This is a genomic window from Gordonia sp. CPCC 206044, assembly GCF_048537895.1.
Classification (GTDB): Bacteria; Actinomycetota; Actinomycetes; order Mycobacteriales; family Mycobacteriaceae; genus Gordonia.
In genome coordinates this window covers 435,931-461,843 of sequence record NZ_JBCLVL010000001.1, presented here as the reverse complement: position 1 = coordinate 461,843, position 25,913 = coordinate 435,931, and the positions used below count along the sequence as shown (strand labels likewise).

Annotated in this window: 22 protein-coding genes and 1 tRNA gene; 10 read left to right on the top strand and 13 right to left on the bottom strand. The window is 67.6% G+C overall.

The annotated features are described in order from the left end of the window. Nucleotides 1–9: 9 nt before the first annotated feature. The gene (locus AAFP35_RS02100) at nucleotides 10–2,232 is read left to right on the top strand and encodes a DEAD/DEAH box helicase (RefSeq protein ID WP_419219862.1); all 2,223 of its coding nucleotides are present in this window, start codon (nucleotides 10–12) and stop codon (nucleotides 2,230–2,232) included. 58 nt (nucleotides 2,233–2,290) lie between these two features. Here the strand turns inward: AAFP35_RS02100 and AAFP35_RS02095 are convergent, their stop codons facing one another. Beyond that, nucleotides 2,291–2,719, bottom strand: a complete 429-nt coding sequence (locus AAFP35_RS02095; protein ID WP_419219861.1) for an HIT family protein — start codon at nucleotides 2,717–2,719, stop codon at nucleotides 2,291–2,293. A gap of 87 nt (nucleotides 2,720–2,806) precedes the next feature. Here AAFP35_RS02095 and AAFP35_RS02090 point away from each other — a divergent pair, with 87 nt between their 5' ends. Both AAFP35_RS02090 and AAFP35_RS02085 read left to right on the top strand, forming a co-directional pair. Next, nucleotides 2,807–3,862, top strand: a complete 1,056-nt coding sequence (locus tag AAFP35_RS02090; protein ID WP_419219963.1) for a DNA adenine methylase — start codon at nucleotides 2,807–2,809, stop codon at nucleotides 3,860–3,862. 2 nt (nucleotides 3,863–3,864) lie between these two features. Next, entirely contained in the window at nucleotides 3,865–4,704 is an 840-nt protein-coding gene (locus AAFP35_RS02085) for a hypothetical protein (protein WP_419219860.1), read from the top strand. A gap of 218 nt (nucleotides 4,705–4,922) precedes the next feature. Here AAFP35_RS02085 and AAFP35_RS02080 read toward each other — a convergent pair whose 3' ends face one another. From AAFP35_RS02080 to AAFP35_RS02060, 5 genes are all read right to left on the bottom strand, one after another. After that, a complete protein-coding gene (locus AAFP35_RS02080; RefSeq protein ID WP_419219859.1) occupies nucleotides 4,923–5,600 on the bottom strand; it encodes a DUF899 family protein in 678 nt (225 codons plus the stop codon). A gap of 72 nt (nucleotides 5,601–5,672) precedes the next feature. Then, nucleotides 5,673–7,118, bottom strand: coding sequence for a sensor histidine kinase (locus tag AAFP35_RS02075; protein ID WP_419219858.1), 1,446 nt, complete (start codon nucleotides 7,116–7,118; stop codon nucleotides 5,673–5,675). After that, a complete protein-coding gene (locus tag AAFP35_RS02070; RefSeq protein ID WP_419219857.1) occupies nucleotides 7,118–7,843 on the bottom strand; it encodes a response regulator transcription factor in 726 nt (241 codons plus the stop codon). The genes AAFP35_RS02075 and AAFP35_RS02070 overlap by 1 nt, the downstream gene beginning before the upstream one ends. Before the next feature lie 124 nt (nucleotides 7,844–7,967). After that, entirely contained in the window at nucleotides 7,968–9,158 is a 1,191-nt protein-coding gene (locus tag AAFP35_RS02065) for a winged helix DNA-binding domain-containing protein (protein WP_419219856.1), read from the bottom strand. A gap of 10 nt (nucleotides 9,159–9,168) precedes the next feature. Beyond that, on the bottom strand, nucleotides 9,169–9,567 hold the full coding sequence (locus AAFP35_RS02060; protein WP_419219855.1) for a RidA family protein: 399 nt from the start codon (nucleotides 9,565–9,567) through the stop codon (nucleotides 9,169–9,171). A gap of 440 nt (nucleotides 9,568–10,007) precedes the next feature. Between AAFP35_RS02060 and AAFP35_RS02055 the strand changes: the two genes are divergently transcribed. After that, nucleotides 10,008–13,772 carry an NACHT and WD repeat domain-containing protein gene (locus AAFP35_RS02055; RefSeq protein WP_419219854.1) on the top strand — a complete coding sequence of 1,255 codons (3,765 nt, stop codon included), beginning with the start codon at nucleotides 10,008–10,010 and terminating at the stop codon, nucleotides 13,770–13,772. Between the two features lie 119 nt (nucleotides 13,773–13,891). Here the strand turns inward: AAFP35_RS02055 and AAFP35_RS02050 are convergent, their stop codons facing one another. Continuing rightward, nucleotides 13,892–14,149 carry a hypothetical protein gene (locus AAFP35_RS02050; RefSeq protein ID WP_419219853.1) on the bottom strand — a complete coding sequence of 86 codons (258 nt, stop codon included), beginning with the start codon at nucleotides 14,147–14,149 and terminating at the stop codon, nucleotides 13,892–13,894. Nucleotides 14,150–14,367: 218 nt separating this feature from the next. After that, entirely contained in the window at nucleotides 14,368–15,906 is a 1,539-nt protein-coding gene (locus AAFP35_RS02045; RefSeq protein WP_419219852.1) for a carboxylesterase/lipase family protein, read from the bottom strand. A gap of 108 nt (nucleotides 15,907–16,014) precedes the next feature. On the opposite strand from AAFP35_RS02045, the gene AAFP35_RS02040 reads away from it, so the two are divergent. Then, nucleotides 16,015–16,863 carry a formylglycine-generating enzyme family protein gene (locus AAFP35_RS02040; RefSeq protein WP_419219962.1) on the top strand — a complete coding sequence of 283 codons (849 nt, stop codon included), beginning with the start codon at nucleotides 16,015–16,017 and terminating at the stop codon, nucleotides 16,861–16,863. Nucleotides 16,864–16,900: 37 nt separating this feature from the next. Here AAFP35_RS02040 and AAFP35_RS02035 read toward each other — a convergent pair. Continuing rightward, a tRNA-Thr gene (locus tag AAFP35_RS02035) sits at nucleotides 16,901–16,975 on the bottom strand. 4 nt (nucleotides 16,976–16,979) lie between these two features. On the opposite strand from AAFP35_RS02035, the gene AAFP35_RS02030 reads away from it, so the two are divergent. From AAFP35_RS02030 to otsB, 4 genes are all read left to right on the top strand, one after another. After that, entirely contained in the window at nucleotides 16,980–18,458 is a 1,479-nt protein-coding gene (locus AAFP35_RS02030; protein WP_419219851.1) for a threonine/serine ThrE exporter family protein, read from the top strand. Between the two features lie 120 nt (nucleotides 18,459–18,578). Beyond that, a complete protein-coding gene (locus AAFP35_RS02025) occupies nucleotides 18,579–18,740 on the top strand; it encodes a hypothetical protein (RefSeq protein WP_419219850.1) in 162 nt (53 codons plus the stop codon). 6 nt (nucleotides 18,741–18,746) lie between these two features. Further along, nucleotides 18,747–20,279, top strand: coding sequence for an alpha,alpha-trehalose-phosphate synthase (UDP-forming) (locus tag AAFP35_RS02020; protein WP_419219849.1), 1,533 nt, complete (start codon nucleotides 18,747–18,749; stop codon nucleotides 20,277–20,279). Then, complete coding sequence (gene otsB, locus AAFP35_RS02015; RefSeq protein WP_419219848.1) at nucleotides 20,276–21,058, top strand: trehalose-phosphatase; 783 nt, start codon at nucleotides 20,276–20,278, stop codon at nucleotides 21,056–21,058. The genes AAFP35_RS02020 and otsB overlap by 4 nt, the downstream gene beginning before the upstream one ends. A 9-nt stretch (nucleotides 21,059–21,067) precedes the next feature. Here the strand turns inward: otsB and AAFP35_RS02010 are convergent, their stop codons facing one another. Both AAFP35_RS02010 and AAFP35_RS02005 read right to left on the bottom strand, forming a co-directional pair. Beyond that, nucleotides 21,068–21,880: a transglutaminase-like domain-containing protein gene (locus AAFP35_RS02010; protein WP_419219846.1), complete on the bottom strand. Its 813-nt coding sequence runs from the start codon at nucleotides 21,878–21,880 to the stop codon at nucleotides 21,068–21,070. A gap of 55 nt (nucleotides 21,881–21,935) precedes the next feature. Next, on the bottom strand, nucleotides 21,936–23,048 hold the full coding sequence (locus tag AAFP35_RS02005) for an ROK family protein (RefSeq protein WP_419219845.1): 1,113 nt from the start codon (nucleotides 23,046–23,048) through the stop codon (nucleotides 21,936–21,938). 42 nt (nucleotides 23,049–23,090) lie between these two features. Here AAFP35_RS02005 and AAFP35_RS02000 point away from each other — a divergent pair, with 42 nt between their 5' ends. After that, complete coding sequence (locus AAFP35_RS02000; protein WP_419219844.1) at nucleotides 23,091–23,852, top strand: SDR family NAD(P)-dependent oxidoreductase; 762 nt, start codon at nucleotides 23,091–23,093, stop codon at nucleotides 23,850–23,852. 117 nt (nucleotides 23,853–23,969) lie between these two features. Here the strand turns inward: AAFP35_RS02000 and AAFP35_RS01995 are convergent, their stop codons facing one another. Both AAFP35_RS01995 and AAFP35_RS01990 read right to left on the bottom strand, forming a co-directional pair. Next, a complete protein-coding gene (locus tag AAFP35_RS01995) occupies nucleotides 23,970–25,238 on the bottom strand; it encodes an Ig-like domain-containing protein (RefSeq protein ID WP_419219843.1) in 1,269 nt (422 codons plus the stop codon). A gap of 37 nt (nucleotides 25,239–25,275) precedes the next feature. After that, nucleotides 25,276–25,869, bottom strand: a complete 594-nt coding sequence (locus tag AAFP35_RS01990) for a helix-turn-helix domain-containing protein (RefSeq protein ID WP_419219842.1) — start codon at nucleotides 25,867–25,869, stop codon at nucleotides 25,276–25,278. Between the last annotated feature and the right edge of the window lie 44 nt (nucleotides 25,870–25,913).

Genomic DNA, 25,913 nt, shown 5'->3' with positions numbered 1-25,913 from the left:
ATTCGGGGCATGTCCTCCCCCATGACACGTCTGCGTCCCGAACAGCACTCGGCTGCCGAGCGGGTGATCGAGAGCCTCGCCGGACCCGGCGCGCGGCTGCGCGACGATCAGCTCACGGCCGTGTCGGCGCTCGTCGAACCGGCCGCTCGGGTGCTGGTGGTGCAGGCCACCGGGTGGGGCAAATCCGCCGTCTACTGGGCGGCCACCGCCATCATCCGAGAGACCGTCGGTGCCGACGGCGCCCGCGGCGGACCCACCTTGATCGTGTCGCCGCTCCTGTCCTTGATGCGGGATCAGGTGAGCGCGGCGCAACGCGCGGGGCTGCACGCGGCCACGTTGAACTCGTCGAATTTCGACGAGTGGTCGGCGGTCGAGGAGCAGTTGCGCTCCGGAGAACTCGACGTGCTGCTCGTTTCTCCCGAACGGCTGGCCAATCCAGGGTTCGGCCGCCGGGTACTGGACGCGTTGGCCGGCAGGTTGGGTCTGTTGGTGATCGACGAGGCGCATGCCATCTCGGACTGGGGACACGACTTCCGTCCGGATTATCGACGGGTGTCCGACGTGCTACAGACCCTGAACCCGCGGACACCGGTGTTGGCCACCACCGCGACAGCCAATGCCCGGGTGACCGACGACGTCGCCGCGCAGCTGGGCGCCGGGAGCGAAGCGAGCGGGCCCCAGAGCAACAGCGCCGGGAGCGAAGCGAGCGGGCCCCACAACAACAGCGCCGGGAGCGAAACGAGCGGGCCCGGAGGCGCGAGCGGCCGCACGCTGGTGTTGCGCGGTCCGCTGGCACGCAAATCCTTGCATCTCAACGTGATCGATGGGTTGTCACCCATCGAACGGTATGCGTGGGTGGCACGCTATCTGCCGGATCTGCCCGGGTCGGGCATCGTCTATGTGCTCACGGTGGCCGATGCCGATCGGCTCGTCGACGCGATCCGTGCGGTGCACGGCGACGATCTCCCGGTGGCCGCCTATACCGGCCGGCTCGACGCCGATCGCCGCCACCAACTCGAGGATGCGTTGTTGCACAACGAGATCAAGGCGCTGGTGGCCACGTCGGCGTTGGGAATGGGTTACGACAAGCCGGATCTCGGGTTCGTCGTCCACGTCGGCTCGCCGCCGTCGCCGGTGTCGTACTATCAGCAGGTCGGCCGCGCCGGACGCGCCCTCGACGACGCGGTGGTGATGTTGCTGGCCGCCCGCACCGACGACGCCATCTGGGAACACTTCGCCACCGCGACCATCCCCGACCCCGACCGGATGCGCCGACTTCTGGACACCCTCGGCGACGCGGAGGGACCGATGTCGGTACCGCAACTCGAGTCGTCGACCGGATTCCGCAGGGGCCGTGTGGAATTGATGCTCAAGCAGTTGGCGGTCGACGGTGCCACCGAACGTGGACCCGACGGCTGGGTGGCGACCGGGCGTGCGTGGACGTTCGACGCCGAACACTACGACGGGGTACTCGCGGTGCGTCGTCGGGAGGCCGACATCATGCGCGACTACGTCGCGGGCCGACAGTGCCTGATGCAGTTGCTCACCGCATCGCTCGACGACCCGGAGGCACAGCCCTGCGGGCGCTGCTCGGTGTGTCGAGGGCAGCTCACCGAACCGTTGTCGTCACAGGTCCAGTCGGAAACCGTACGCACCATCACGGGCTCGTTACGCCGTACGGCCCAGCTGCTCGAACCGCGAAAGATGTGGCCCGGCGGCGCTTTCGGGACCAGGGGACGGATTCCGGCGTCGTCGGCGGCCGAGCCGGGGCGAGTGCTCGCGCACGCCGACGCCCCCGAGTGGGTGGAGTTGCTGGCCGCCGCGCGACGCGGTGAGGCGGACGCAGTGACCGACCTCGGCGACGCGGCGGTGGCCACGTTGTCGTCGTGGGTGCGTGACACCGGGGTGAGACCGGACGTGATCGCCTCCCTGCGTCTGACCGGGACCGTTCTGGCCGAACGGGTGGCCGAACACCTCTGCACGGTCGGCCGACGGCCGGGTCTCACGGTTCCGGTGCGCGCCGGTGACGGTCCCGGCCGCGACGCCACCGGCGCCACCGAGGCGGTCTACTGGCGTGAGCATCTGGGCGAGATGCCCGACGTGGCCGGCGCGAACGTGCTGCTCGTCGTGGACGAGAACGCGTCGGGATGGCCGATCACCCTGGCGGCGGCGGCGTTGCGTGAAGCAGGGGCGAGCGCGGTGATGCCCCTGCTGATCCACCGGACGGTGTGAGACGTCGCGTCATCGGCGCGTCGCGCCGATGACGGACCGCAATCGACCCCTGCGTGATTCACGCCTCGGCGACGTACTCCTGATAGCCGGTCTCGCGTAGGGCGGCGCGGATCTTCTCGGCGGCGGCGTCGAGTTCGGCCGGGTCGGGGTCCTTGGCGGCGGTGGACAGGTCATAGATGTCCATGCTCACCGCGGGGAAGACGTGTAGATGCACGTGCGGCACCTCGAACCCGGCGATCAACATGCCGATCCGCGGTGCGTCGAACGCCTTCTTGACGGCCCGACCCACCTTCTGTGCGACGTCGGACAGATGCGTGTAGGAGGCGGTGTCCATCTGCTCCCAGTGGTCGACCTCCTTGCGCGGCACCACCAGCACATGTCCCGGAGTGATCGGGTTGATGGTGAGGAAGGCGACGGCCTGACCATCGCGCCACACGAACCGTCCGGGCAGTTCTCCGTTGATGATCTTGGTGAAGACAGAAGACATGAGGCAAGTCTAGGACGTGCGTGCAGAGTGTTGCCGACGATCTTGTCGGGGGCCCATGACATCCTTTCTCCTGTGAGCCGATCGGAGATGCAGTCGACAGATGTGGTCGCCGCCGCCCAGCGTTTTCCGCGGCTGCGCTACATGGGTTCGAAGTATCGGCTCATCCCGCACCTCGAGCGCACCTTCGCCGAGATCGGCGGAACCACCGCGGTCGACGCGTTCTCCGGCTCGGGTGTGGTGTCGTATCTGCTCAAGGCGCAGGGTTTCCGGGTTCTCGCCAACGACTTCCTGACGTTCCCACACATCATCACCCGCGCCACCGTCGCGAACTCCAGTGTGCGTCTCGAACCCGATCTCATCGAGGAGATCTGCGGTCCGCCCGCCGACGACCGTGACTTCATCCAGACCACGTTCGACGGCCTCTACTTCACGTCCGAGGACCGCGCCTTCCTGGATTCGGCGTGGTCACACATCGATCGTCTCCGTGGCTACCGCCGCGATCTGGCCATCTCGGCGCTCGTGTTGTCGGCGGCCCGCAAACAACCGCGTGGCGTGTTCACGTTCACCGATTCGTCTCGGTACGCCGATGGCCGACGCGATCTGCGCATGTCGTTGCGCGATCATTTCCGGCTGCGGTCGGCTGCCGAGTACAACGCGACGGTGTTCAGCAACGGTCATCACAGTCGCAGCACGTGCGGCGACATCTTCGATCTGAACCTCGGCTCGATCGACGGTCCGCCGGATCTCGTCTATCTCGATCCGCCCTACGCCCCGCCTACCGACGACAACGATTACATCAAGCGCTATCACTTCCTCGAGGGGCTCAGCGCGTATTGGCGCGGGATGACGATCATGGAGCACACCAAGACCAAGAAACTCACCAAGCGGTACACGCCGTTCGCGTACAAGCACACCATCGAGGACGCACTGGTCCGTACGTTCGAACACTTCGAGCAGGCAGGGGCGATCGTGCTGTCGTACTCGTCGAACGCTCTGCCCGGTCCCGAACGGATCACCGATCTGCTCGGCAAGGTCAAGCCCTCGGTCGAGGTGATCGCCATCGATCACAAGTACAGTTTCGGCACCCACGCCGCGGCCACCCGCCGCGATGTGAGCGAATACCTGTTCATCGGACGCGACTGACCATGGGCGATGCCGAGTCGTTCGACGACTATCTGACGACGTTGGGGCGCTTGACTTCTCACGTCGATCCGACGGCATCGACACCGGAGGCGGAGCGGATCATCGACGCCACCGCCAGCCTCGGCGAGCTCCTCGACACAGACCTCCCGGGAGTCGCCGCCTGGGTACGCGATCACCCGGCCGACGTCCCGGTGCTCGGGCTTGCCGTCGGGTTGTCGCAGGAGAAGCTGAAGAACGTACTGCGCGACAGGTTCGGCACCACCGGCTGGCATGGCCTGGCCAAGACGGCCCCGGTGGACCTGGTCACCTGGCTGGACGCCGAGTTCGACCTGGTCCGCATGCTGCGCACCCAGCTCGACCGCACCTACACGTTCGCCGACATCCTGGTCGCGCGCGCCGGCACCCGCGTCACCGCCACCCGGGCGGGCGCCTCGGGGCGCCGCATCGAGGATGAGATCGAGGCGATCGCCCACGACCTCGGCGTGCACTACGTGACGCGATCGCGGTTCACCGGGCGCAACGGACGTACGGCGCCCGCCGATCTGATCATCGGCGACCCCGAGACCGCCGACATCGTCGTCGCCGCAAAGGGCTTCGACTCCACCGGCAGCAAGCTCACGGACGCGGTCCGCGAGATCGAGGAGATGGCCGAGGTACGGCTGCCGCGTCAGTTCGTCCTCGCGGTGATCGACGGAATCGGTTGGAAGTCAAGACAATCCGACCTGCGACGCATCCATCAGCTGTGGGCTGACCGCCAGATCGACGGCATGTACACGCTGGTCAGCCTCGATCGCTTCCGGGCCGACGTCCGCGAGTTCGCGCAATTGCGCCGGCTGATCTGATCTCGATACGCCTCCTCACTCCGTTCGTCGGCTACTCGATCAGCGGTGGGAACGAACCCACGTAGCGACAAACCCACCGCGGGCGAGAACCCCACGCAGCCACAAACCATCCGCGGTCGAGAACCCCACGCGGCGACAAATCCATCGGCGGTGGCGAAACCTGCACAGCCACAAACAATCAGCGGTGGGAACCTACGCGGCGACAAGACCATCGGCGATCAAGCGCCGTAGAGCCGCGCGATGTCGGGCGAGTCGAGCCATCCGGAGTAGGTCGGGGTGACCGGCCAGCCGTCGGGCAGGTCTTGCCATTCCTCACGCCGACCGCGTGGCAAGGAGTCGATCAGGCCGAACGTGTGGCCGAGTTGCTCCACACCGCGCCCGGTGGTGTGCCAAGTGCGGTACACGGTGTCGCCGTCGCGCAGGAACACGTTGAGCGCGAAACCCCCACCGGGCGGGGCGTCGACGTCGGCGCCGAAGCTGCTGTCCGACGAGGAGAACCAGTCCATCCGGTTGCCGACCTTGGCCTTGTAGGCCAGCGCCTGGTCGATCGGGCCGTTGGTCACGATCACGAAGCGGGCATCGTAGTTGTCCAGGAAGTCCAGCCGGGTGAACTGGGACGTGAAGCCGGTGCAACCACCGCACTGGAACTCCGCACCGTCGGACCACATGTGGTTGTAGACGATCAGTTGGGAACGGCCGTCGAAGACGTCGACGAGCCGGATCGGACCGTCGGGTCCGACGAGCGTGTAGTCGGGCAACTCGACCATCGGCAGTCGGCGACGCTGCGCGGCGACCGCATCGAGTTCGCGCGTCGCGGCCTTCTCCCGAACGCGCAGGTCGGCCAGCGCGGTACGCCAGGTCTGTTCGTCGACGACGGGTGGCAGGGCATCGGTCATGGGGATCTCCTCTCGCCTCACTCATACCGACCGGCCACGTCGACAGAATTCATCGGTGCGAACGCGCCGGACTCACTCGACTCGTCGCGGCAACCGGACCCAGAATGTCGCCCCTTCGCCGGGGGCGGAATCCACGCCCACGGTGCCGTGGTGGGCGTTGACCAGAGCGGCCACGATCGACAGACCCAGGCCGCTGCCGCCACTCTTGTCGCCGCGGTACCGCGACGCCTCGGCGCGATAGAAACGCTCGAACACGTGCGAGGCCTCCTCGGGTGTGAGTCCTTGTCCGGTGTCGGTGACGGTGAGAAGCACGTCGTCGCGTCCGACGGACCGGTCGAGGTCGACGCCGACGGTGATCGACGCGTCCTCGGGCGTGTGCGCGACGGCGTTGTTGACGAGATTGCGCAACACCTGCAGCAGGCGCATGGCATCCCCGGTGACCATGGGCGGTTCGTCGGTCACCCCGATGTGGATGCTGATGTCGCGTTGCGGTGCAGCAGCTCTCGCACTCTGCACGGCGTCGGCGGCCAGCGCCAGGACGTCCACCGGCTGGGCAGCGATGGGCCGATGGGCGTCGAGCCGGGCCAAGATCAACAGATCTTCGACGAGGACACTCATGCGGCCGGCCTCGGTGTCGATACGCCGCATCGCGTCACCGGCATCGCCGACCGCACCCTGCTTGTACAGTTCGGCGAAACCCTTGATGGACGTGAGCGGAGTACGCAGTTCGTGGCTGGCGTCCGCGACGAAACGCCGCATCTTCTCCTCCGAGGCACGCGCCTCCTGCTCGGAGGCCGCCGTCCGTGCGAACGCCCGCTGGATCTGCCCCAGCATGGTGTTCAACGAGTTGGACAGGCTGCCGACCTCGGTGTTCTCCGGCGCCGCACGCACTCGCATGTTGAGATTGCCTGCGGCGATGGCATGCGCGGTCTCCTCGACACGACGCAACGGCCGCAGACTCGAGCGGACGAGGAGATAACTCAGCACGCCGATGGCCACCACCACCAGTGCGCCGATGCCGAATTGCAGCCACATCAACCGTGACAGGGTTGCGTGCACGTCGCTGAGTGGCGTGGCGACGACGGACTCCCCGTTCGGGTTCGACGCCTTCGCGACCCGCCATTGCGGTCCGTCGCCGTCGGCCGACGACACGGTGACCGGTCCGGTCGACCCGGCAGGCAGCGCGTCGATGTCGGGTTCGTCGGCGAAGTCGTTGTTGACGATGGTGTCGCCGGTACCGATGGTGATCATCGAGTAGTACTGCGACGGCGGCCGTCGCGGCCCCGGCGGCGGCCCAACTTGCGGCAAGCTGCCCGGATCGCGGGGGCGCGCCCACGTCTCCAGCGCATTCATCAGACCGTCGTCGGTGCGCGAGATCAGATCCTGTTTCATCGCCGACGTCACCGCCAGTCCCGAGGCCAGCAACCCGAAGACCACCAGGACCAGCGTCAGGCCGACCAGCGACAAACGCAGCGGGACACCGCGTTTGCGCACGACTTCGGGCGCCGCCGCGGTCACTAGCGTGGCTCGCGCATCACATAACCCACGCCGCGCAGGGTGTGGATGAGGCGTTTGTCGCCCGTGTCGAGTTTGCGACGCAGATAGGAGACGTAGGACTCCACGACGTTGACCTCACCGCCGAAATCGTAGTTCCAGACGTGGTCGAGGATGCGTGGCTTGGACAGGACGGTGCCCGCGTTGACCATGAAATAGCGGAGCAGCGTGAACTCCGTCGGCGAGAGCTGTACGAGATCCCCCGCCTTCCACACCTCGTGTGTCTCGTCGTCGAGCTCGATGTCGGCGAAGGTGATCCGCGACGAACGCTTCTCCTCCTCGTCGAAGCCGCTGCGCCGCAGCAGCACCTGCAGCCGGGCCACGACTTCCTCGAGGGAGAACGGTTTGGTCACGTAGTCGTCGCCGCCTATGGTCAGCCCGTTGATCTTGTCCTCCACCGAGTCGCGTGCGGACAGGAACAGCGCGGGCGCGTTCACGCCGTCGGCGCGCAGGCGCCGGAGCAGACCGAATCCATCCATCCCCGGCATCATCACGTCGAGAATCAGCACATCAGGTTTGAAGGTGCGGCACCGGTCGATGGCCGACGGGCCGCTCTCAGCCGTCGACACCTCGTATCCCTGGAATTTCAGCGATACCGAGAGCAGTTCGCGGATGTTCTCCTCGTCGTCGACCACGAGGATCTTCGCACCTGTCGATTTCGCCGCTTCGCCACGCACCGCTTCGCTCATGCCATCACTCTCTCCGCACAGACTGCCACGAGTCTGGGGCATCGCTGTGAGCTTTCTGTGAATCCCGACCTGCGACGATGGCGCTGCCGCCCTCGCCTGCGCTGTCATCCGCGCCTGGGGCGTCTCATCTGAGGCCGCGCATGAACGGCGCCGGGTAACCCGGTTTGGGTCGCACCTCGCCCAACCACGCGCCGAGCCGCTGTGCCTCGGCGTCGAGAGCGCGGCGTGCCGCACGCGGCAGTGGCTCCAGGAGGTGCAGGTCGATCACGCCGTCGTCGCCTCGCTGTCGCCACCCGCCGACGATGCGGCCATCCCACCAGACGGTCTGACCACCGTTGCCGTTGCTGTCGAAGACCCGTTCCGCGTGCGCGCCGAGGTAGAAGTCCCGTCGTTTCCAGCCCATCGTCGTCGGATCGAGTTCCGGGAGGAGGAACCCGCAGGGTTCGACCTCGTCGTCGGGGTCCAGATCATCGGCGAGGACGTAGCCGGTCTCACCGTCGTCGAGGTCGACCTCGACGACGTCGAGGTTCGCCAGCGCGTCGCGGACCGCTCGCTTGGTGGAGCCCAGCCACCACACCAGATCGGTCTCGGTCCCCGGCCCGAAGGCACGCAGCCAACGTTCGATCATCGCGCGATGCCCGTCCTCGACACCGATCTGTGCCAGCGATTCGCCCAACCAGTGCTCCATCAGAACCCAGGACGGCCTCGACAGCGCCCATTGCTCGGACGTGTTGGGTCCTCGCACGATCTCACCGGCCGCACTGAGCATGTTCAGCACCCGTGGCCCCATCGGGGCACGTCCTCCCCAGCTCTTGCCCACGCCGTGCACCACAAATCCGTCGAGCGCCGGCAACCGCTCACGCAATTGGCTCGAGGTCCGCGCCGCGCCGTCGGCGAGATCCTCGACGACGGCGGCCCGCGCGGTGTCGATCCAGCCCTCGGGATCGGGAAAGTCGGGACTACGGCGCAGATCGCGCAGCATGTTGGTGCGCTCGGATGCGGCGACCCGCGGGCCGACGGCACCGACCGCGGCGGCGAGCACCGGTCGGGTCACGACGAACAGCGTGCGCCGCATGGCGAGTTGTTTGACGAGCGAACGGTCCCGGTACAGCGCACCGTCCATCGCATCGGGGACGAATCCGTCGATCCGCGCCCAGGCGGACAGATACACCGTCGACGGCGTGGTCGCGTGAAAACCGACCAGCGAGTCGGCGAGGTCGGTGACATCGGTCGCGCGGTGCAGCGGGGCGAGCCGGTGCCGACGCAGCAACCGTGCCCGGCGCTGCGCATCGGAGATCGCGGGACGGGCGGTCATCGCTGCCTCGTCATTCCGACGGCGCGGCGATCGCCTCGATCTCCACGAGCTGACCGTCGTAGGCAAGCACCGAGACACCCATCAACATCGCGGGCGGGACCGGGGCGGCGAACTCGGCGGCGACCGTCTGCCAGGCGACGACGAGATCGGCCTGCAACTGCTCGGCCACATAGATGGTGAGCTTGACGACGTCGTCGAAGGAGGCATCTCGCTCGGCGAGGACCGTGCGCAGATGCTCCAGGCATGTGCGTGTCTGCGCGACCACGTCGCCGGGATGGACGATCGCACCGTCGGCGTCGAGCGGACTGATCCCGGCGGTGAACAACAGCGGGCCCGGTGCCACCGCGGCGCTGTAGGCGAAACCACCGTCGTGGAGTGCGGATGAACCATGTAGGCGGACTCGCGACATATCGCGATCCTACGGTCGAGGACCGACAGGATCGGCTGCAGCCGCGGTACGACACGTACCCCCGACAGAAGTGGTGTCCGTCGCACCACCCGCGTGTCCTGCCGCGGCTGCAGCCAGCGCGCTCGGCGGCCGCCGAACGCTGGGACCAGTCCACCCCAGCCGTGGCCCCGAATCCAGCCGGTACCGGAGCACCGGCGGAAAACCCGCTGATCAGGGTTCGATCGAACATTCCGGACCGGACACCGCAGCCCCTCCGGCGCACCGTCGCGGCGCCGGAAGCGGCGTCGGCAGGGGTGCGACGCGAGCGCGATGGGGGCGCCGGTGGACGCCCCGTGGCACCGACGCCGACGAGTGTTCGTGCTCACGTCGATTGGCGGCGGCGCGCCGGTGCGGAGCATCATTGGTGGGGTTTTTCGGTCGGGGAATTTCGGTGATGGTGAGTGGACTTCGGTGACGCGTTGGCCCGCCTGTTCGTACAGGCCGGGCGTCCGACGCTACGGGCGGCTGCGGCGCGCTCCACGGTGTCGGCGCAGAGGATCAGTGACTGGCGCAACGGGCGGCATCTGCCGCGCGATTTCGCGACGGTCGAACCGTTGCTGGTGTGGCTCACCGCACGGGCCGTCTCCGACGGTCAAGAGGACGTCTTGGCGATACCCCAGTGGAAGGATCTCTGGGACCAACACCTGACCGAAACGGACAACGCCGGCGCGGGCTCCTCCACGCCCACCACCATCGCCCGGCCGTATGCGGGTCTGGCCACGCTCACCGCCGCCGACCGTGCGCTGTTCTTCGGGCGCGACGATCTCGTCCACACCCTCGTCGACACGATCTTCGACGCCGCTGCATCGTCGGGGCCACGTCTGGTGATCGTGGCCGGGGTGTCCGGCTCCGGAAAGTCGTCACTGCTCGACGCGGGCCTCGCCCGCGACCCGCGGCTGCCGACCCCACGCCGAGCCGGGATCACCGCCGGGGGCGTGCGGGTCGAGGACGGTGCACCCCGGGACGCCGACGACACGGCAGCCGTCCCCGACGTCATCGTCCTCGACCAGTTCGAGGATGTCTTCTCGCTGTCCGACGATCTGGTGGTCGGATGCATCGAGGAGGTCGCGGCGCTCGCCGACGAAGCGGTGGTCGTCCTCGGTGTCCGTGCCGACTTCTTCGGGCAGTGTGTCGAGTTCCCGCTCCTCGCGCAGGCCTGGCAGACGCGCTGCGTGATCGTGTCGGAGATGACCGGCACGCAGTTGCGCGAGGTCATCACCGGTCCGGTCCGGCTGGCCGGCGGTCGGATCGAATCCGGTCTCGCCGACGTGATGATCGCCGACCTGCACGCCGCCTCCACCGTCGGCGACCGGGCGGGTCGGCTTCCGCTGCTGGCGCACGTCCTGGCGGCGACCTGGTCGCGACGCTCCGGCAATCGGATGACCATCTCGGGGTACCGCGCGACGGGCGGTATCGCCCGCGCGGTCGCCGACACCGCCGAGGCGGCATGGTCGGCGGTCGACCCCGCCGACCACAACCTCGCGCGCGCCCTGTTGATGGCATTGGTGCACGTCGGACCCGCCGGTATCGCGCTGCGGATGCCGCTGCACACCGACACGATCGCGGATCGATTCGGCACTCGGGTGTCGGGGATCATCGACGTCTTCGCGCAAGCCCGCCTGATCATCGTCTCGTCGGACTCGGTGATGCTGATCCACGACGTGGTGCTGACGTCGTGGCCACGGCTGGCCGAGTGGATCGCCGCCGACTCCGGCATCCACCTGTGGCGCCAGCAACTCGACACCGACACGACCGCGTGGGTGGCGGCCGGACGCAGCCGCTCGTTCCTCTACACCGGTTCGCGGCTGGACACCGCCCGCTCCCACCGCGCGACGCTGCGGCGCAACTACCAGCACCTGCTCTCGGCCGAGAACGAGGCCTTCCTCGACGCCGCACTCGCCCAGCAGCGTCGCCTCCGGATGGTGCGCGTCGCATCGATTGGTGTCGTCGTGGTGCTGGCGGTGGTCTCGACGATCACCGCGGTCTTCGCCTTCCGACAGGCGCACGACCTCGAACACCAGCGCAACAACGCCGAGCGGGCGGCACTGCTCTCACACATCGACAGCCTGCAGCAAACCAATCCGTCGCTGGCCGCACGCCTGCTCCTCGTGGCCGACGGCCTCTATCCCGACGACCAATCCGTGCGCCAACGAGTGCTCGGCGCGGCCACCAGCCCCCTGTCACGTCCCCTTACCGGGCACACCGGACCGGTCTACGACGTCAGCTTCGACGCCGACGGGAGCCACTTCGCATCGGCCAGCGGTGATCGCACGGCCCGCCTGTGGGAGCGCACCGACGACGGCTCGTTCCGGTCGGTGGCCACGCTGACCGGGTACGGGAACTACCTGACCTCGACCACGTTCCATCCCACGCGGGGACTTCTCGCGACCGGCAGTGGCGACGGCACGGTCCGGATCTGGGACATCAGCAGACCCGACAGCCCACGACAGACGATCTCGGTGGCCCCCGGGCACGGCACCGTGTACCTGGTGCGATTCTCCCCGGACGGCCGGCACCTCGCGGCGTCGTCCGATGACGGCACGGTGACGATCTACGCCGTCGCCGACGACGGATCGCTTCGCGAGACGTCCGTGCTCACCGCACACGTGCGCGCCGCGCGCACGGTCTCCTACAGCGCCGACGGACGACTGCTGGCGACGGGGGGCGACGACCGCGTGGTGCGACTGTGGGACACCACCGACCCCGACCACCCGGTACCGGCCGGGCCCCCGATCACCGGGTTCCCCAGCATCACCCACTCGGTCGCCTTCAGTCCGGACAGCCGCACGCTCGCGGTCACCGGCGACAGCCCCAACGCGCAGCTGTGGAACGTCGCCGATCCCGCGCACGCCACCCCGTTGTCGGGGTCACTGCCGGACACCACCGCGGGCTCGTGGTCGATCGCGTACGGTCCCCGCGGCGACCAGACCGCATCGGCCCGCGCCGACGGTTCGCTGATGGTGTGGAACACGGTCAACCCGGCGGCCCCGGTGACCCAGTGGACGTTGCAGTCGTCGAGCGGTCAGGGCACGCCGGAGCAGGGTTCGGTGCGTACCTTCTCGACCACGTTCGGCCCCGACGGCGACAGTCTGCTGGCGGGTCGTTCGGACGGCACCATCGACCTGTGGCATCTGCCGCCGGCCGTGATCCCCGACCGGGGCGGCACCGTCACCGGGCTGGCCACCGGCGCGGATCGTCGGGTCCTCGCCAGCGTGGGGACCGACACCACCCTCAACGTGTGGACCGACGGGCGCGACGGCTGGCGGCAGCGTTCCCGCACACCGATCGAGCGTCGCGTCAACGATCATCCGTCGGTGACCATGAACCCGACCGGCACGCAGGCCGCCACGGCCAACAACAACGGTGGCCGCGTACAGATCTGGGACGTCACCGACCGCAACCGTCCGGTCGAGGCCGCCACACTGGCCGTGGACACCCGGTACACGAACGCCGTCGCCTATGCCCCTGTCGGCAACATGCTCGCGACCGGCGCGACGGATACCACCGTGCAGCTGTGGGACACCACCGATCCACGTCGTCCGACCCGGGTCGGTGTACCGCTGACCGGTCCCGGCGATCTGATCCGCAGCGTGGCGTTCAGTCCGGACGGGCGCCGACTGGCCGTCACCTCGGACGACAAACGCACCTACCTGTACGACCTCGACACCGGGAGCAGCCCGGTGACGGTCATCACCGACTCCGCGCCGGCCACCCGGGCATTGTTCACCGCCGACGGCGAGACGCTGATCGTCGCCTCCCGCGACCTGCGTACCTGGGACGTCCGAGACGGTCGCGCCGTCCCGATCGACCGGCGACCCGACACCCACGCGGTCACCTTGTCGCTCTCGTCGACGCGGCTCGTGGTCGGCACCGCGACGCACCATCTGATGACCTACGCGCTCGACGCCGACGGCCATCTCGACGACGATCAGGCGATCGTGCCGCTGATCAAGACCACCGACACCACCACGACGTGGCAACTGCCCGACCGGATGGCGCGCGACGATCAGATCATCACCGGCGGCGACGTGACCGGCACCATCCACCTGCAGACCACCGACCCGGCGTCGGCACAGCGGTGGATCTGCTCGACAACCGCAGAGCTGACCCCCGATCAACGGTCGATGTATCTGCCGCACACCGACATCCCGGACGAGTGCGACTGACACGCCACGTGCCACCGGACCGACAGGGGCCTGCAACGGCCCGAGACACGACAACACCCGCCGGACGTCCGGCGGGTGTTGTCGTCAGTGCCGACTCGCCCTCGCGGGCGACGTCGGTGTCAGTACTTGGGGAACAGGTTCTTCGCGATGTCGCCTGCCGGAGCGAGATCCGGGTTCACGATCACGAAACGGTCGATCGCCAGCTTGATGTTGTCGAGGGTCGGCGCCGCGTTCTCCACGGTCGGCTCGACCTTGGGCAGCGGCTGCGCGCCGGCCGGCGCTGCCGCCATCGCCAGGCCACCGGCCATGGCTGCTCCGATGATGGCTCCGCCGATGACCCGACGGCCGATGCTACGTCCCGAACGATGCATGCTCACTCCTAAAATTCTCCGGACCACGTCGTCGACCGTTCCCCCGGCACCACGTCGCGGAAGTCGTGATGAATGTCTGCAGCATCCCAATGTAGGCGGTCGACCCCGGACGGCGCGCATCGACATGGTCCAAGTCACATGACTGAGACCAGACTGCATCCTTCGGTTCGCGAACCGACATCGAGCATTCACCAGCGACGATCGATCTGTCTTCCTGCCCCCGGTCATCGGAAGCTGAGCACGTCGTCGCCCCAGGCACGCCGGATGTCGCCGTCGAGGTCGTCGACGATCCGGTCGGTGGCGTCGATGAGCAGGGTGGCCCGGGTCGTCTCGTCGTAGGCAGGCCAGTCGAGAGCAGGCTCCCCGGTGGGATCGCCATCACGCGCGAAGGCCACCCAGCGCCGCTGCATCCGCTCGGAGATCGCGTCACCGGTCTTGCGTCCACCGAACAGAAAGGTGATGTCGGCGGGCCCCGCCACGAGGTTTCCCCACACATACGGCAACTCGGTCGCATGCGTGGCGCCGATCCGCAGAGCACGCAACATCCTTGTCGCCCAGTCGAATCGGTAGAGGTACACCGGTGAGTGCCGACTGTGCGCCTCGGCCGACCACACGGTCGGCATGCGAAACGCGATGTCACGGGCGACGCCGAGTCCCAGCACCTCGGGTTCCGCGCCCGCGTATGCCGAGGTCACCCGCGCCCGTTGCGGCAGTGCCACATCCGGATACTCGACCATCAGCGCGGCGAACATGCGCTCGATGTCGTCAGGCGTGATCGGCATCAGTGGCGGCTTCATCCACTTGAACAACGCCGCTTCGTCCTTGTTGGTACCGATCAGCAACGGCACCGGCAGCGACGCCCCATCACGGAACACGTCCAGCGGATGCTGTGGCACCAGATCACCGTCGATCACCGGACTGAATGCGATCGTGCCGGGATTCCGTGCCGGGACATCGCTGAACGCCTGCATCGTCGCGGCGACGATGTGCTCGACGTCGAGGGTCTGCAGGAGGGCCGCGTCGGTGTCGCGGATACCGGCCGCGGTCAGGAACCGCTGTGCGACACGGGTTGCGCGCGCATGGTCGTACATCGACGTGGCGGGCGAACTCTGCACGATGGCCTTGTGGAACAACCCGCGAGCCGACGGCATCGTCAGCAACGTGGTGATCAATCCGCCGCCGGCGGACTCCCCGAACACCGTGATGTTGTCGACGTCACCACCGAAGCCGGAGATGTTGTCGCGCACCCACTCGAGCGCCATCAACACGTCGCTCAGAGCCGGATTCGTCTCGCACCCCGGCAGGTCGAACGCGGTCAGGTCGGCGAATCCGAGCGCACCGAGGCGGTAGTTCGGCGTCACCACCACCACATCACCGCCGGATACGAGCTCGGTGGCGTCGTACAGCGGCTGACTACCGGATCCGAAGACGTAGGCGCCGCCGTGCAGCCAGACCATCACCGGCAGCGATGAGGTGTCGTCGGCGCCGACCGGGCGCCACACGTTGAGGAACAGGCAATCCTCGTCCATCACCACGTCCTTGCCCAGCAGGATCCCCGGATTTCGCTCCTGTGGGCTGATCGGTCCGAACCGACGAGCGTCCACCACGTCGTCGTGGGGCTGCGGTCGTCGTGCCCGGCGCCAGCGGAGATCGCCGGTCGGCGGTGCCGCGAACCGGATTCCCTTCCACACCTCGACCGCGGGGTTCGCCGATCCGCGCACCGGACCGTAGGTGGTGTTGACGACGAGATGGTCGTGCGACATGACTCCATGGTGGCGGGTTTCGCCACCACCCGGCAGTCGGATCGGATCACTACGCTCGGACGGGTGGCTCTCACCGAACTCGTCTCCGTACCCGGCGGGGCGTTCCGCATGGGCTCGGACCGTCACTACCCGGAGGAGCGACCGGCGCACCGGCGCACGGTCGCTGCGTTCGCGATGGAACGGCACCCGGTGACCAACACCCAGTTCGCCGCGTTCGTGGCAGACACCGGATACGTCACCGTTGCCGAGGAACCGATCGACCCGGCCGATTTCCCGGACGCCGACCCCGCCGAATTGGTGTCCGGCGCATTGGTGTTCACACCGACGACCGGACCGGTGGACCTGCGCGACTGGCGTCGGTGGTGGCGCTGGCAGCCCGGTGCGTCGTGGCGCCACCCCGAGGGACCGGATTCCACCCTGCACGGCCGCGCCGACCATCCGGTGGTGCAGATCGCCCACCGCGACGCCGTCGCCTACGCGCAATGGGCCGGGCGACGACTGCCCACCGAGGCGCAGTGGGAGTTCGCCGCCCGCGGCGGCATCGACGAGGGCGAGTTCGCGTGGGGCGACGACCCGCGCCCGGACGGCGTCGACATGGCCAACGTCTGGGCCGGGCGATTCCCCTACCGCAACGACGGATGGGGTTCGACGTCTCCGGTAGGCAGCTATCCGGCCAACGGATTCGGACTCGTCGATCTGATCGGCAACGTGTGGGAGCGCTGCTCGGATGTCTATCTGCCCCGCCACCGCGGCCCCGACGACGACAGCGGTGGCGTCACCGCGGACGGTCGACCCGATCTGCTGGCAGCGACCACCTCGCCGCAGGTCAGACGGGTCACCAAGGGCGGTTCGCACCTGTGTGCACCGGAGTACTGCTTTCGGTATCGACCGGCCGCGCGGTCGGCGCAGTCGGACGACTCGGCGACCACACACCTCGGATTCCGATGCGTCTGCTGAGTGTGCGCCGGCGAGAACACCATTGGTGCCCCGTTCGTGGAGCCCCCTGTCAGGATTGAACTGACGACCGCTCGCTTACAAGGCGAGTGCTCTACCACTGAGCTAAGGAGGCCTGCTTGCGCGAGTATATCGGCCGCGCATTGGGGTTCTTGAACCCCATCCGCCTGATCGGTGACAGCCAGGCGACCATCGACACCATCGAGCCCGGCAGCATCATGGTGTCGCCACGGAAACCGATCGACCGGTTCGATGTGGCAGCCATCACCGAGGTCCTCGATCTCGCCACCAAAATCGGTGCTGTACTACTGGATTCGGGCACGGCCGCGACGGACACGCAACGTCAGATCGAGTTCGTCGCAGGTATCTACGGTCTCGAGGACGTCGACGTGGACGTCACGTACAACACGATCGTCGTCAGCGCGCGACGCGGCGCGACGCTGCCGCCCATCACCACGATGGAACAGGTCTACTACCGGTCATTGGACTTCACGCGGCTGGCACAGATCGACCGCCTGGTGCGGCGCATCCGTGACATGGCGCTCACCCCCGCGACCGCACACCGCATGGTCGACGAGATCATCACCGCCCCCCACCCGTATCCGCACTGGGTGGCGACCACCGCGTGGGGTCTGATGGCGACCGGCATCTCGGTGCTCCTCGGCGCCGGTGTGTTGGGCGCGGTGATCGCCTTCATCACGACCGTCATCATCATCCTGGTCAACCGGCGCCTGAACCGGATCGGCACCCCGGTCTTCTTCCAGCAGTTCGTCGGCGGTTTCATCGCCGTCGTCCCGGCCGCCCTCGTCTACGGCGTCATCGAACACCTGCCGGTCGAGTTGGCGCCGTCGCTCGTCATCGCCGCAGGCATCGTGGTCTTGCTGTCCGGTCTCTCGCTGGTCGGTTCGGTGCAGGATGCGATCACCGGCGCCCCCATCACCGGCGCAGCACGATTCTTCGAACTCGTCCTGATGACCGCGGGCCTCATGGGTGGGGTCAGTATCGCGATCGGATTACTCGCACGATTCGGGATCGATCTCCCGTCCATCACACCCAACACGTCGTTTCCCGCCGTCGAGCTGCCGGCTCGTGTGCTCGCCGGTGCGGTGGCCGCGGGCGCGTTCGCGTTGGCGAGTTACGCCGAGCGCCGCGCACTGCCGGTGGCGTTCATGGGTGGCGCGCTCGGCGCGGCCGTGGTCGCCTCCGCGACGTTCGTCCCGGCGATCGGCGACGTCATCTCCAACGGGGTCGCCGCCGCCGTCGTCGGTCTCGTCGGTGGTCTGCTCGCCCGCCGTGCGCTCACGCCACCACTGGTCGTCGCGGTCGCGGGCATCACCCCGCTGCTGCCCGGCCTCGCCGTCTATCGCGGACTGTTCGGCATCCTCAACGAGCAGTCCCTCGACGGGTTCACCTGGATGACCAATGCGCTGGCGATCGGGGGCGCGCTGGCGGCAGGCGTCACGCTCGGCGAGTTCATCGCCCGATCGCTGCGCCGACCACAACTCGCCGTCCGGCCCGCCTGGATGTCGATGCTGCGTCGCAACCGCGCCTATGCACGACCGCCCATCTATCGCCGACCGCCCAGGCCGCCGGTCTGAGACTCCGCCTGCTCCGACAAGCAGGTAGAATCAGGTATCGCGTGCCGTTGCGCACGCACGTCGTCGGCGGCGCTGCCGACGATCACACGACGGTTATCGACCGGGAATCGAAGAGGACACATGCCTGCGAAGACCACCGACATCACCGACGACGAGCTGGAGCCAGTCGCCGACGAGACCGCCAGTTCGGCGCGTCGCGTCGTCGCCGCTTACGCGACCGACGCCGACGAATGCCGGATGCTGTTGGCGATGCTGGGGATCGCGCCGGGCGAGAACGCCTAGACGCAGATGGCGGAGTCCGCGGAGGTACCTGACGGCGGGACCCCCGCCGACCACATTTCCGGCGACGCGCAGTTCGTCGTCGTCGCCAATCGACTGCCTGTCGACAAGGAGATCCTGCCGGACGGCACGGTTCACTGGAAGCGCAGTCCCGGCGGTCTGGTGACCGCTCTCGAACCGATCCTGCGCGAGAAGACGGGAGCGTGGGTCGGCTGGTCGGGTATCGCCGACTCCGACGACAACCCCGACGACATCCCCGGCATCGAGATCTTCGCGGTCCCGCTGTCGACACGCGAGATCGCCGAATACTACGAGGGATTCTCCAACGCCACCCTGTGGCCGCTCTATCACGACGTCATCGTCAAGCCCGAGTACCACCGCGAATGGTGGAACACCTACGTCGAGGTCAACCGGCGCTTCGCGGAGAAAGCCGCGCAGGCCGCCGCCGAGGGTGCCGTCGTCTGGGTGCAGGACTACCAGTTGCAGTTGGTGCCGAAGATGCTCCGCATGCTGCGACCGGATCTGAAGATCGGGTTCTTCCTGCACATCCCGTTCCCGCCGGTCGAGCTGTTCATGCAGATGCCGTGGCGCACCGAGATCGTCGAAGGCCTGCTCGGCGCCGATCTCATCGGATTCCACCTGCCCGGTGGTGCACAGAACTTCCTGTTCCTCGCCCGTCGGCTGGCCGGTCAGGCCACCAGCAAGGGCACCATCGGCGTCCGCTCTCGCTTCGGCGTGGTGCAGGTGGGCTTCCGGACGGTGCGAGTGGGCGCCTTCCCCATCTCCATCGACTCCGGCGACCTCGACACCAAATCCAAGTCGAAAGAGATCCGCACTCGGGCCGCGGAGATCCGCGCGGAGCTGGGCAACCCGAAGACGATCATGCTCGGCGTCGACCGTCTCGACTACACCAAGGGCATCGACGTCCGGCTCAAGGCGCTCTCCGAACTCCTCGCCGAGAACCGCCTCGAGGCGTCCGAGACGGTGATGATCCAACTGGCCACACCGAGCCGCGAACGTGTCGACTCCTATGTCCGCATGCGCGCAGGCATCGAACAGCTCGTCGGCAACATCAACGGCTCCTACGGTGCGGTGGGGCATCCGGTCGTCGAATACCTGCACCGCCCCATACCGCGCGACGAGTTGATCGCCTTCTTCGTCGCCGCCGACGTCATGCTCGTCACCCCGCTGCGTGACGGTATGAATCTGGTCGCCAAGGAGTACGTCGCCTGCCGCAGCGACCTCGGTGGCGCCTTGGTGTTGAGCGAATTCACCGGCGCCGCAGCCGAATTGCGTACCGCATACCAGGCGAACCCATACGACCTGGAGGGCGTCAAGGACGCCATCGAAGTGGCCGTGGAGCAGACCCCGCAGGAAGGTCGGCGGCGGATGCGCGCGTTGCGACGACAGGTGCTGGCACACGACGTGGCCAAGTGGGCGGAGAGTTTCCTGGGCACCCTGGACTCGACGACGCAGACCGCACCCGACGCCAACCGCGGCGTGCACCTGGTCGGCCGCGGAGAGTCGGGCCAGGACACATGAGCGCCAACGGGATCCCGGCCGACGTACGTGCGGCCCTACCCGATGTCGCCCGCACCCGGCGCCTGTTGGTCGCGTCTGATTACGACGGCTGCATCTCGCCGCTGGTCTCGCGACCCGAAGACGCGGTACCCGATCGCGCGTCGATCACCGCGCTCGAGGCCCTCGGCGCACTGCCGGACACCATGGCCGCGGTCGTCTCGGGACGAGAGCGTGCGGTCCTCGCCGAATTGTCCGGTCTCACACCGCCTGTGGTGCTGGTCGGCAGCCACGGCAGCGAATTCGAATCCGGGTTCGTCACCGAGTTGACCGACGAACGACGCGCCTTGCTCGATCGTCTGGTCGGCGAACTGCGTTCCATCGCAGCCGATCATCCCGGCGCCATGGTGGAGACGAAACCTGCGAGCACCACCCTGCACGTCCGCAACGCGACGCCCGACGATGCCGAGGCCGCGCTACGGCTCGCCCGCTCCGGTCCGGCGGGTCTGCCCGGCGTGGAGGTGACCGAGGGCAAGTCGATCATCGAACTGGCGGTGATCGAGACCAGCAAGGGCCATGCCCTCGATGTGCTGCGAGAACGGTTCGGGGCCGACACCGTGGTCTACCTGGGCGATGATGTGACCGACGAGAAGGCATTCGCCCATCTGCGCGACGGCGACGTGGGTGTCAAGGTCGGCGACGGGTCCACCATCGCGCAGTACCGCATCGACGACACCGATGATGTCGCAACGCTTCTCGAGTCCCTGGTCGCGGCCCGACGCTCTCACGTGCACAACCGCTGACCCGTCCGGTCAGCGAATCCGAACGCGTTCGGTTCCCGTGTCCGTGGGCAATTCGCCGTCCACCGTGGCGGTCACCTTGTAGTAGTTGAGATTGATCGAGCCGCCGTGGTTGTCGAGGAAGGCGGTGTCGGCGGCATCGCGTCCGGTGGCGATGCGCACCAGGGTCTGGCGGGGCGCCAGTCGTGTCGCGTCCACGACGACCCACTCGTCGTCGATGATCGCCTCGGCCACGGCGTGGAAATCCATCGGATCGCAGCCCGGCGCGTACACCGCGGCAAGTCGCGCCGGGATACCCAGACCACGCAACAGCGCGACGACGAGATGCGCGTAGTCGCGGCACACCCCGGCACCGGCCAGCAGGGTGTCGGTGGCGCCGTCGATGGGATCGCTGGCGCCCGGAATGTAACTCAATCGGTCCTCGACGAACGCCGTCACGTCGTCGAGCAACCTGCCGGGCGGAAGCGACGTGTCGAATTGCCCTGCGGCGAACCCGAAGAACTTGTCACATTCGGCATATCGACTGGGGCGCAGATACATCGAGCGGTCGGTGACGCCGACCGGAACCGGGTCGGCGGGGGTGTGGATGTCCGCCGAGTAGTCGATGACGAACAATCCGGGTTCGATCCACAGACGATGGATACGACTTCCGCATTCCCCGACCATCTCCTCGGCCTCGACCGGCTCACCGTCGAGGGTCAGCGACAACTGCTCGGTCATGGTGAGCCCGGGTGATTTCGCGACGGTGACCTGCATCTCCAGTTCGGTGGCAGCCGAGACGTAGACCTCGAGTTCGGCGGCGACATGGCGAGCAGGTGTGGTCATGCGCCCACCGTAAGGCATGCGGCCATGCCCGCCGTGACGGGATCGCCCGGCCGCGTCAGTCCGTGGCGGCCAGTGGATCGGCGTAGATCACGCTGAGTGCCACCACCACCGCGGCACTCTCCTGCACGCGAATCCCGAAGCGGGACGGGCTCAGTTCCAGCGGACGACGATGGGTTGTCGCCGCGTCGAACGCCGCCTGGACGGGGGCCAGTCCGTCCGGGTGTGCGGCGAATGCGTCACCGGAGACCACGATCGCGTCCGGGTTGATCACGTCACGCATCATGGCGACGGTGGCGCCGAGCACCTGCGCCTGCTCGTCGACGATCGCCGACGAATGCGGCTCGATGCCGTGCCGCTGCGCCGCGCGTTGCGCGGGTGCACTGCCCACCACCTCTTGGATGGTCGCGACCCCGTCGGGCGCGAGGATCGGCGCACGCACCGGCAGATGGCCGATCGACCCCGCCCCCTGGCGCGGCATGTGCACCTTGCCGTCGATCGTCAGCGCCATGCCGACGGTCTCGCGCGCATAGAAGAACAGTCCGGTCCCCTCGAACTCGCGGGGATACGTCAGCAGCAGTTCGGCCGCGGCCATCGCCTGGACGTGCTCGCACACCGACACCGGCACACCGAGCGCGTCGGCCAGCATGGGACCCACCGGCACCCGCTGCCAGGCGAGCACCGGATGGTCGATGATCCCCGACGAGTCCACGACACCACCCGCGGCCACCCCGGCCCACAGGAGACGCCGTCCGCTGAAACGTGCGGCCAGGTCCCGCAGCTGGATGCAGAGATCCCCGACCTCGGCAGCCTCGCGCGGGGTCCGCACGGCGTGGCTGTACAACGTGCGCCCGCCCAGATCCGAGATGGCCAGCAGGGTCCGGCGCGCACCGATGTGCATACCCGCCACGCACAGCTTGTCGCGGTCGAGGGTCAGCGGGTTCTTCGGACGGCCGATCCCGCCCGGGTCGACGAGGTCCGGACGTTCCACGATCAGCCCCGCCCTGGACAAGGTGGTGACCTGCCGATTGATCGTGGCCGGCGACAGCGCAGTCGCGGTCGCGAGGTGATCGCGGGTGACGGGCCCGTTCACGCGGATCGCCTGGAGCACGGCCGCCGCCGGAGCGGCACCGACCTCCAGCGCCGCGGGCACGACACCGGTGAAGGACATGGAGACAATCTAGCAACGCGGGTGCGTCGCTAAGCTGAGGTCATGAGCAGCACGGGACAGTCAGGGTCAGCGGAGCAGAAGGTCGCAGTCGTCACCGGAGCCAGTTCGGGTATCGGAGCCGCGACAGCACGTCGGTTGGCGGCGCAGGGCTACCACGTGGTCCTCGGCGCCCGACGTACCGACCGGATCGCCGAACTCGCCGCCGAGATCGGCGGGACAGGCCGGCAACTCGACGTGACCGACGAGGACTCCGTGGCCGCCTTCGTCGACGGACTCGACCGGGTGCACGTTCTGGTGAACAATGCCGGTGGCGCAAAGGGTTTGGACCCGGTCGCGACCGCCGACCTGGACGACTGGCGATGGATGTGGGAGACCAACGTGATCGGCACGTTGCGGCTCACCAAGGCGCTCATCCCCGCCCTCATCGCCTCCGGCGACGGGCTCATCGTCACGGTCACCTCGATCGCGGCGATCGAGGCCTACGACAACGGCGCCGGATACACGTCGGCCAAACACGCGCAGGGGGTGCTGCACCGCACCCTGCGGTTCGAGTTGCTCGGTAAACCGGTGCGGCTCACCGAGATCGCGCCCGGCATGGTCGAAACCGACTTCTCTCTGGTCCGTTTCGAGGGCGACCAGACACGCGCCGATGCCGTGTACCAGGGCCTGACACCGTTGATCGCCGAAGATGTCGCCGAGGTGATCGGATTCGTCGCATCCCGGCCGCCGCATGTGAACCTCGACCAGATCGTCGTCAAACCCCGCGATCAGGCGTCGGCACGCCGCAACATCAAGACCGGCTAGCACCGGTGGACGCGGACCCACCGTGCATGCGCGGATGTTGCTACACACTGATTTTCGTGGGCGTTCCGCGTTTACGCGGGGTCACGTGCGACGACGGGGTCCGCGCCGGCGAGGTGGTCACCCGGCGGGTGCGGGCGCCGGGGCGTTCGACGTCGGTGCACCGGACGGGGTGGCCGGCGCGGTGACCTGCGACGGGTCGCCCTTGATCGCCGACATCCCCTTCCACGTGGACCAGTCGTAGATCCAGTCGAAGATGTCGCCGTCGGCCTCCGACAACGGGATCCGTGTCCCGGTCACCTCCACCGGGTCGCCGTAGACCGCCGTCTCGTAGTACCGCTGCGCATTCTCTAGCGACAGGTTGATGCACCCGTTCGTGACATTCGACGATCCCTGCACCCCAAGGGTTTCCGGGTTGGCATGGATGAACTCACCGTTGTTGGAGATCCGCACGGCGAAACGTTCACGGATGTTGAAGTACCCGGCCGCCGGGTTGCTCATGAAGAAGTCCTCGTACTTCTCGGTGACGACGTGGATGCCCGAGCGTGTCACGTTGCGATCGAGGTCACCCTCCCCGTAGCTGCACGGCAAGGTCATGATCACCCCGCCGTCGCGCACCACACTGATCTGGTGTGACGACGCCTCGGCCTTCACGATCTGGGAGCGGCCGATGCCGAAGTCGCTGGTCACGTCGGCCGCGCCGTAGCCTCCACCACCGAGATCGACGCCGTAGAGCTTCGCCGTCATGTGCACCTTGGTGCCCGGCGTCCAGTACTCCTTCGGACGCCAGTGCACCCGGGACCCGTTGTCTTCCCCGAGCCAGGCCCAGGAACCCTCGGTCTCCGGTTCGGTGGTCACGGTGAGCGCCTTCTCTGCCGCCTCCTTGTCCTCGACGGTGCCGTCGAACTTGAGGATGATCGGCGCGGCGATCCCGACCTCTTGGCCGTCGCCGATGTTCACGACGACGTTGAGTTGGGTCTCGGGGGCCAACGTGGTGAACGAACCCTGCACGGGCGTGCCGATCCGATCCATGCCCATCGCGCTGCCGCTCCAGGTGTACTTCGTCCCGTAGCCGAGCGGTTCGGTGATGGTGAAGGTCTTCTGGTCCTCGGACATCGTGCCCGCGACGACCTTGCCGTTCGGGTTGGTGAGCTTGATGTCCGGGTTGAGCTGCCCGTTCTCGGCTCGCACCGAGACCTCCGCCGTCGGGTTGGGCGCGTCGTCGGAGTCGAGGGACGGTGTGTAGACGACGTTCACCGTGGGCTCGGCGGGTTTGCCGTCGTCGGTGACGGAATCGTCCTTGGTGCAGGCCGCGACGGCCAGGCCGACGGTACCGAGACCGGCCGCGGCGAGGACCGTGCGACGACTGAAGGAAGGGTTCACGCTCATAACGTTGTCCACGATACCGACAGTCAGCTGGGAAAACTCATTCTGCCTGCTGTGATGTCGCCGAAAAAGCGTCCGCGAGGTGCACTCGTTCGCCATCGTGGTCGAGAATCGAGATGACCTCGGCCGGCCCACCGTCGGTGGCGATCGCATGCGGGATCATCGTCGAGAACTGGGCCGCCTCACCGGTCGGGACCGTGATGATCCGTTCTCCGAGGTGCAGCCGGATGGTCCCGGACAGCACCAGGAACCACTCCCGGCCGGGATGAACACGCAGGTTGTCCGGGTCTACGGCGAGTTCTGCGCCGACCCGCATCTTCGCCACGGTCACACCGCCGGGCGCGCTGTCGCGGGAGAGTTTCCAGATCGTGTACCCGATCGCGGTCTGTGGTTCGGGACGGATGACCACGTCTTCGTCGTTGGATGGTTCGACGAGTTGATCCAGTGTGGTGTCGAGGGCTCGCGCGATGGGCACCAACTGATCGAGCGCGATGCGCCGATGGCCTGTCTCGATCCGACTCAGCGTCGACGGGCTCAGATAGCAGCGTGCCGCCAACGCATCGAGCGTCCAGCCCCGGGCCAGCCGCAGACCCCGGATGCGCTGCCTGACGACCGCTTCGACTTCTTGCTCCATACGCAAGATCATATGCCTCTGACGCATTTCCTGGCTACCGTCGG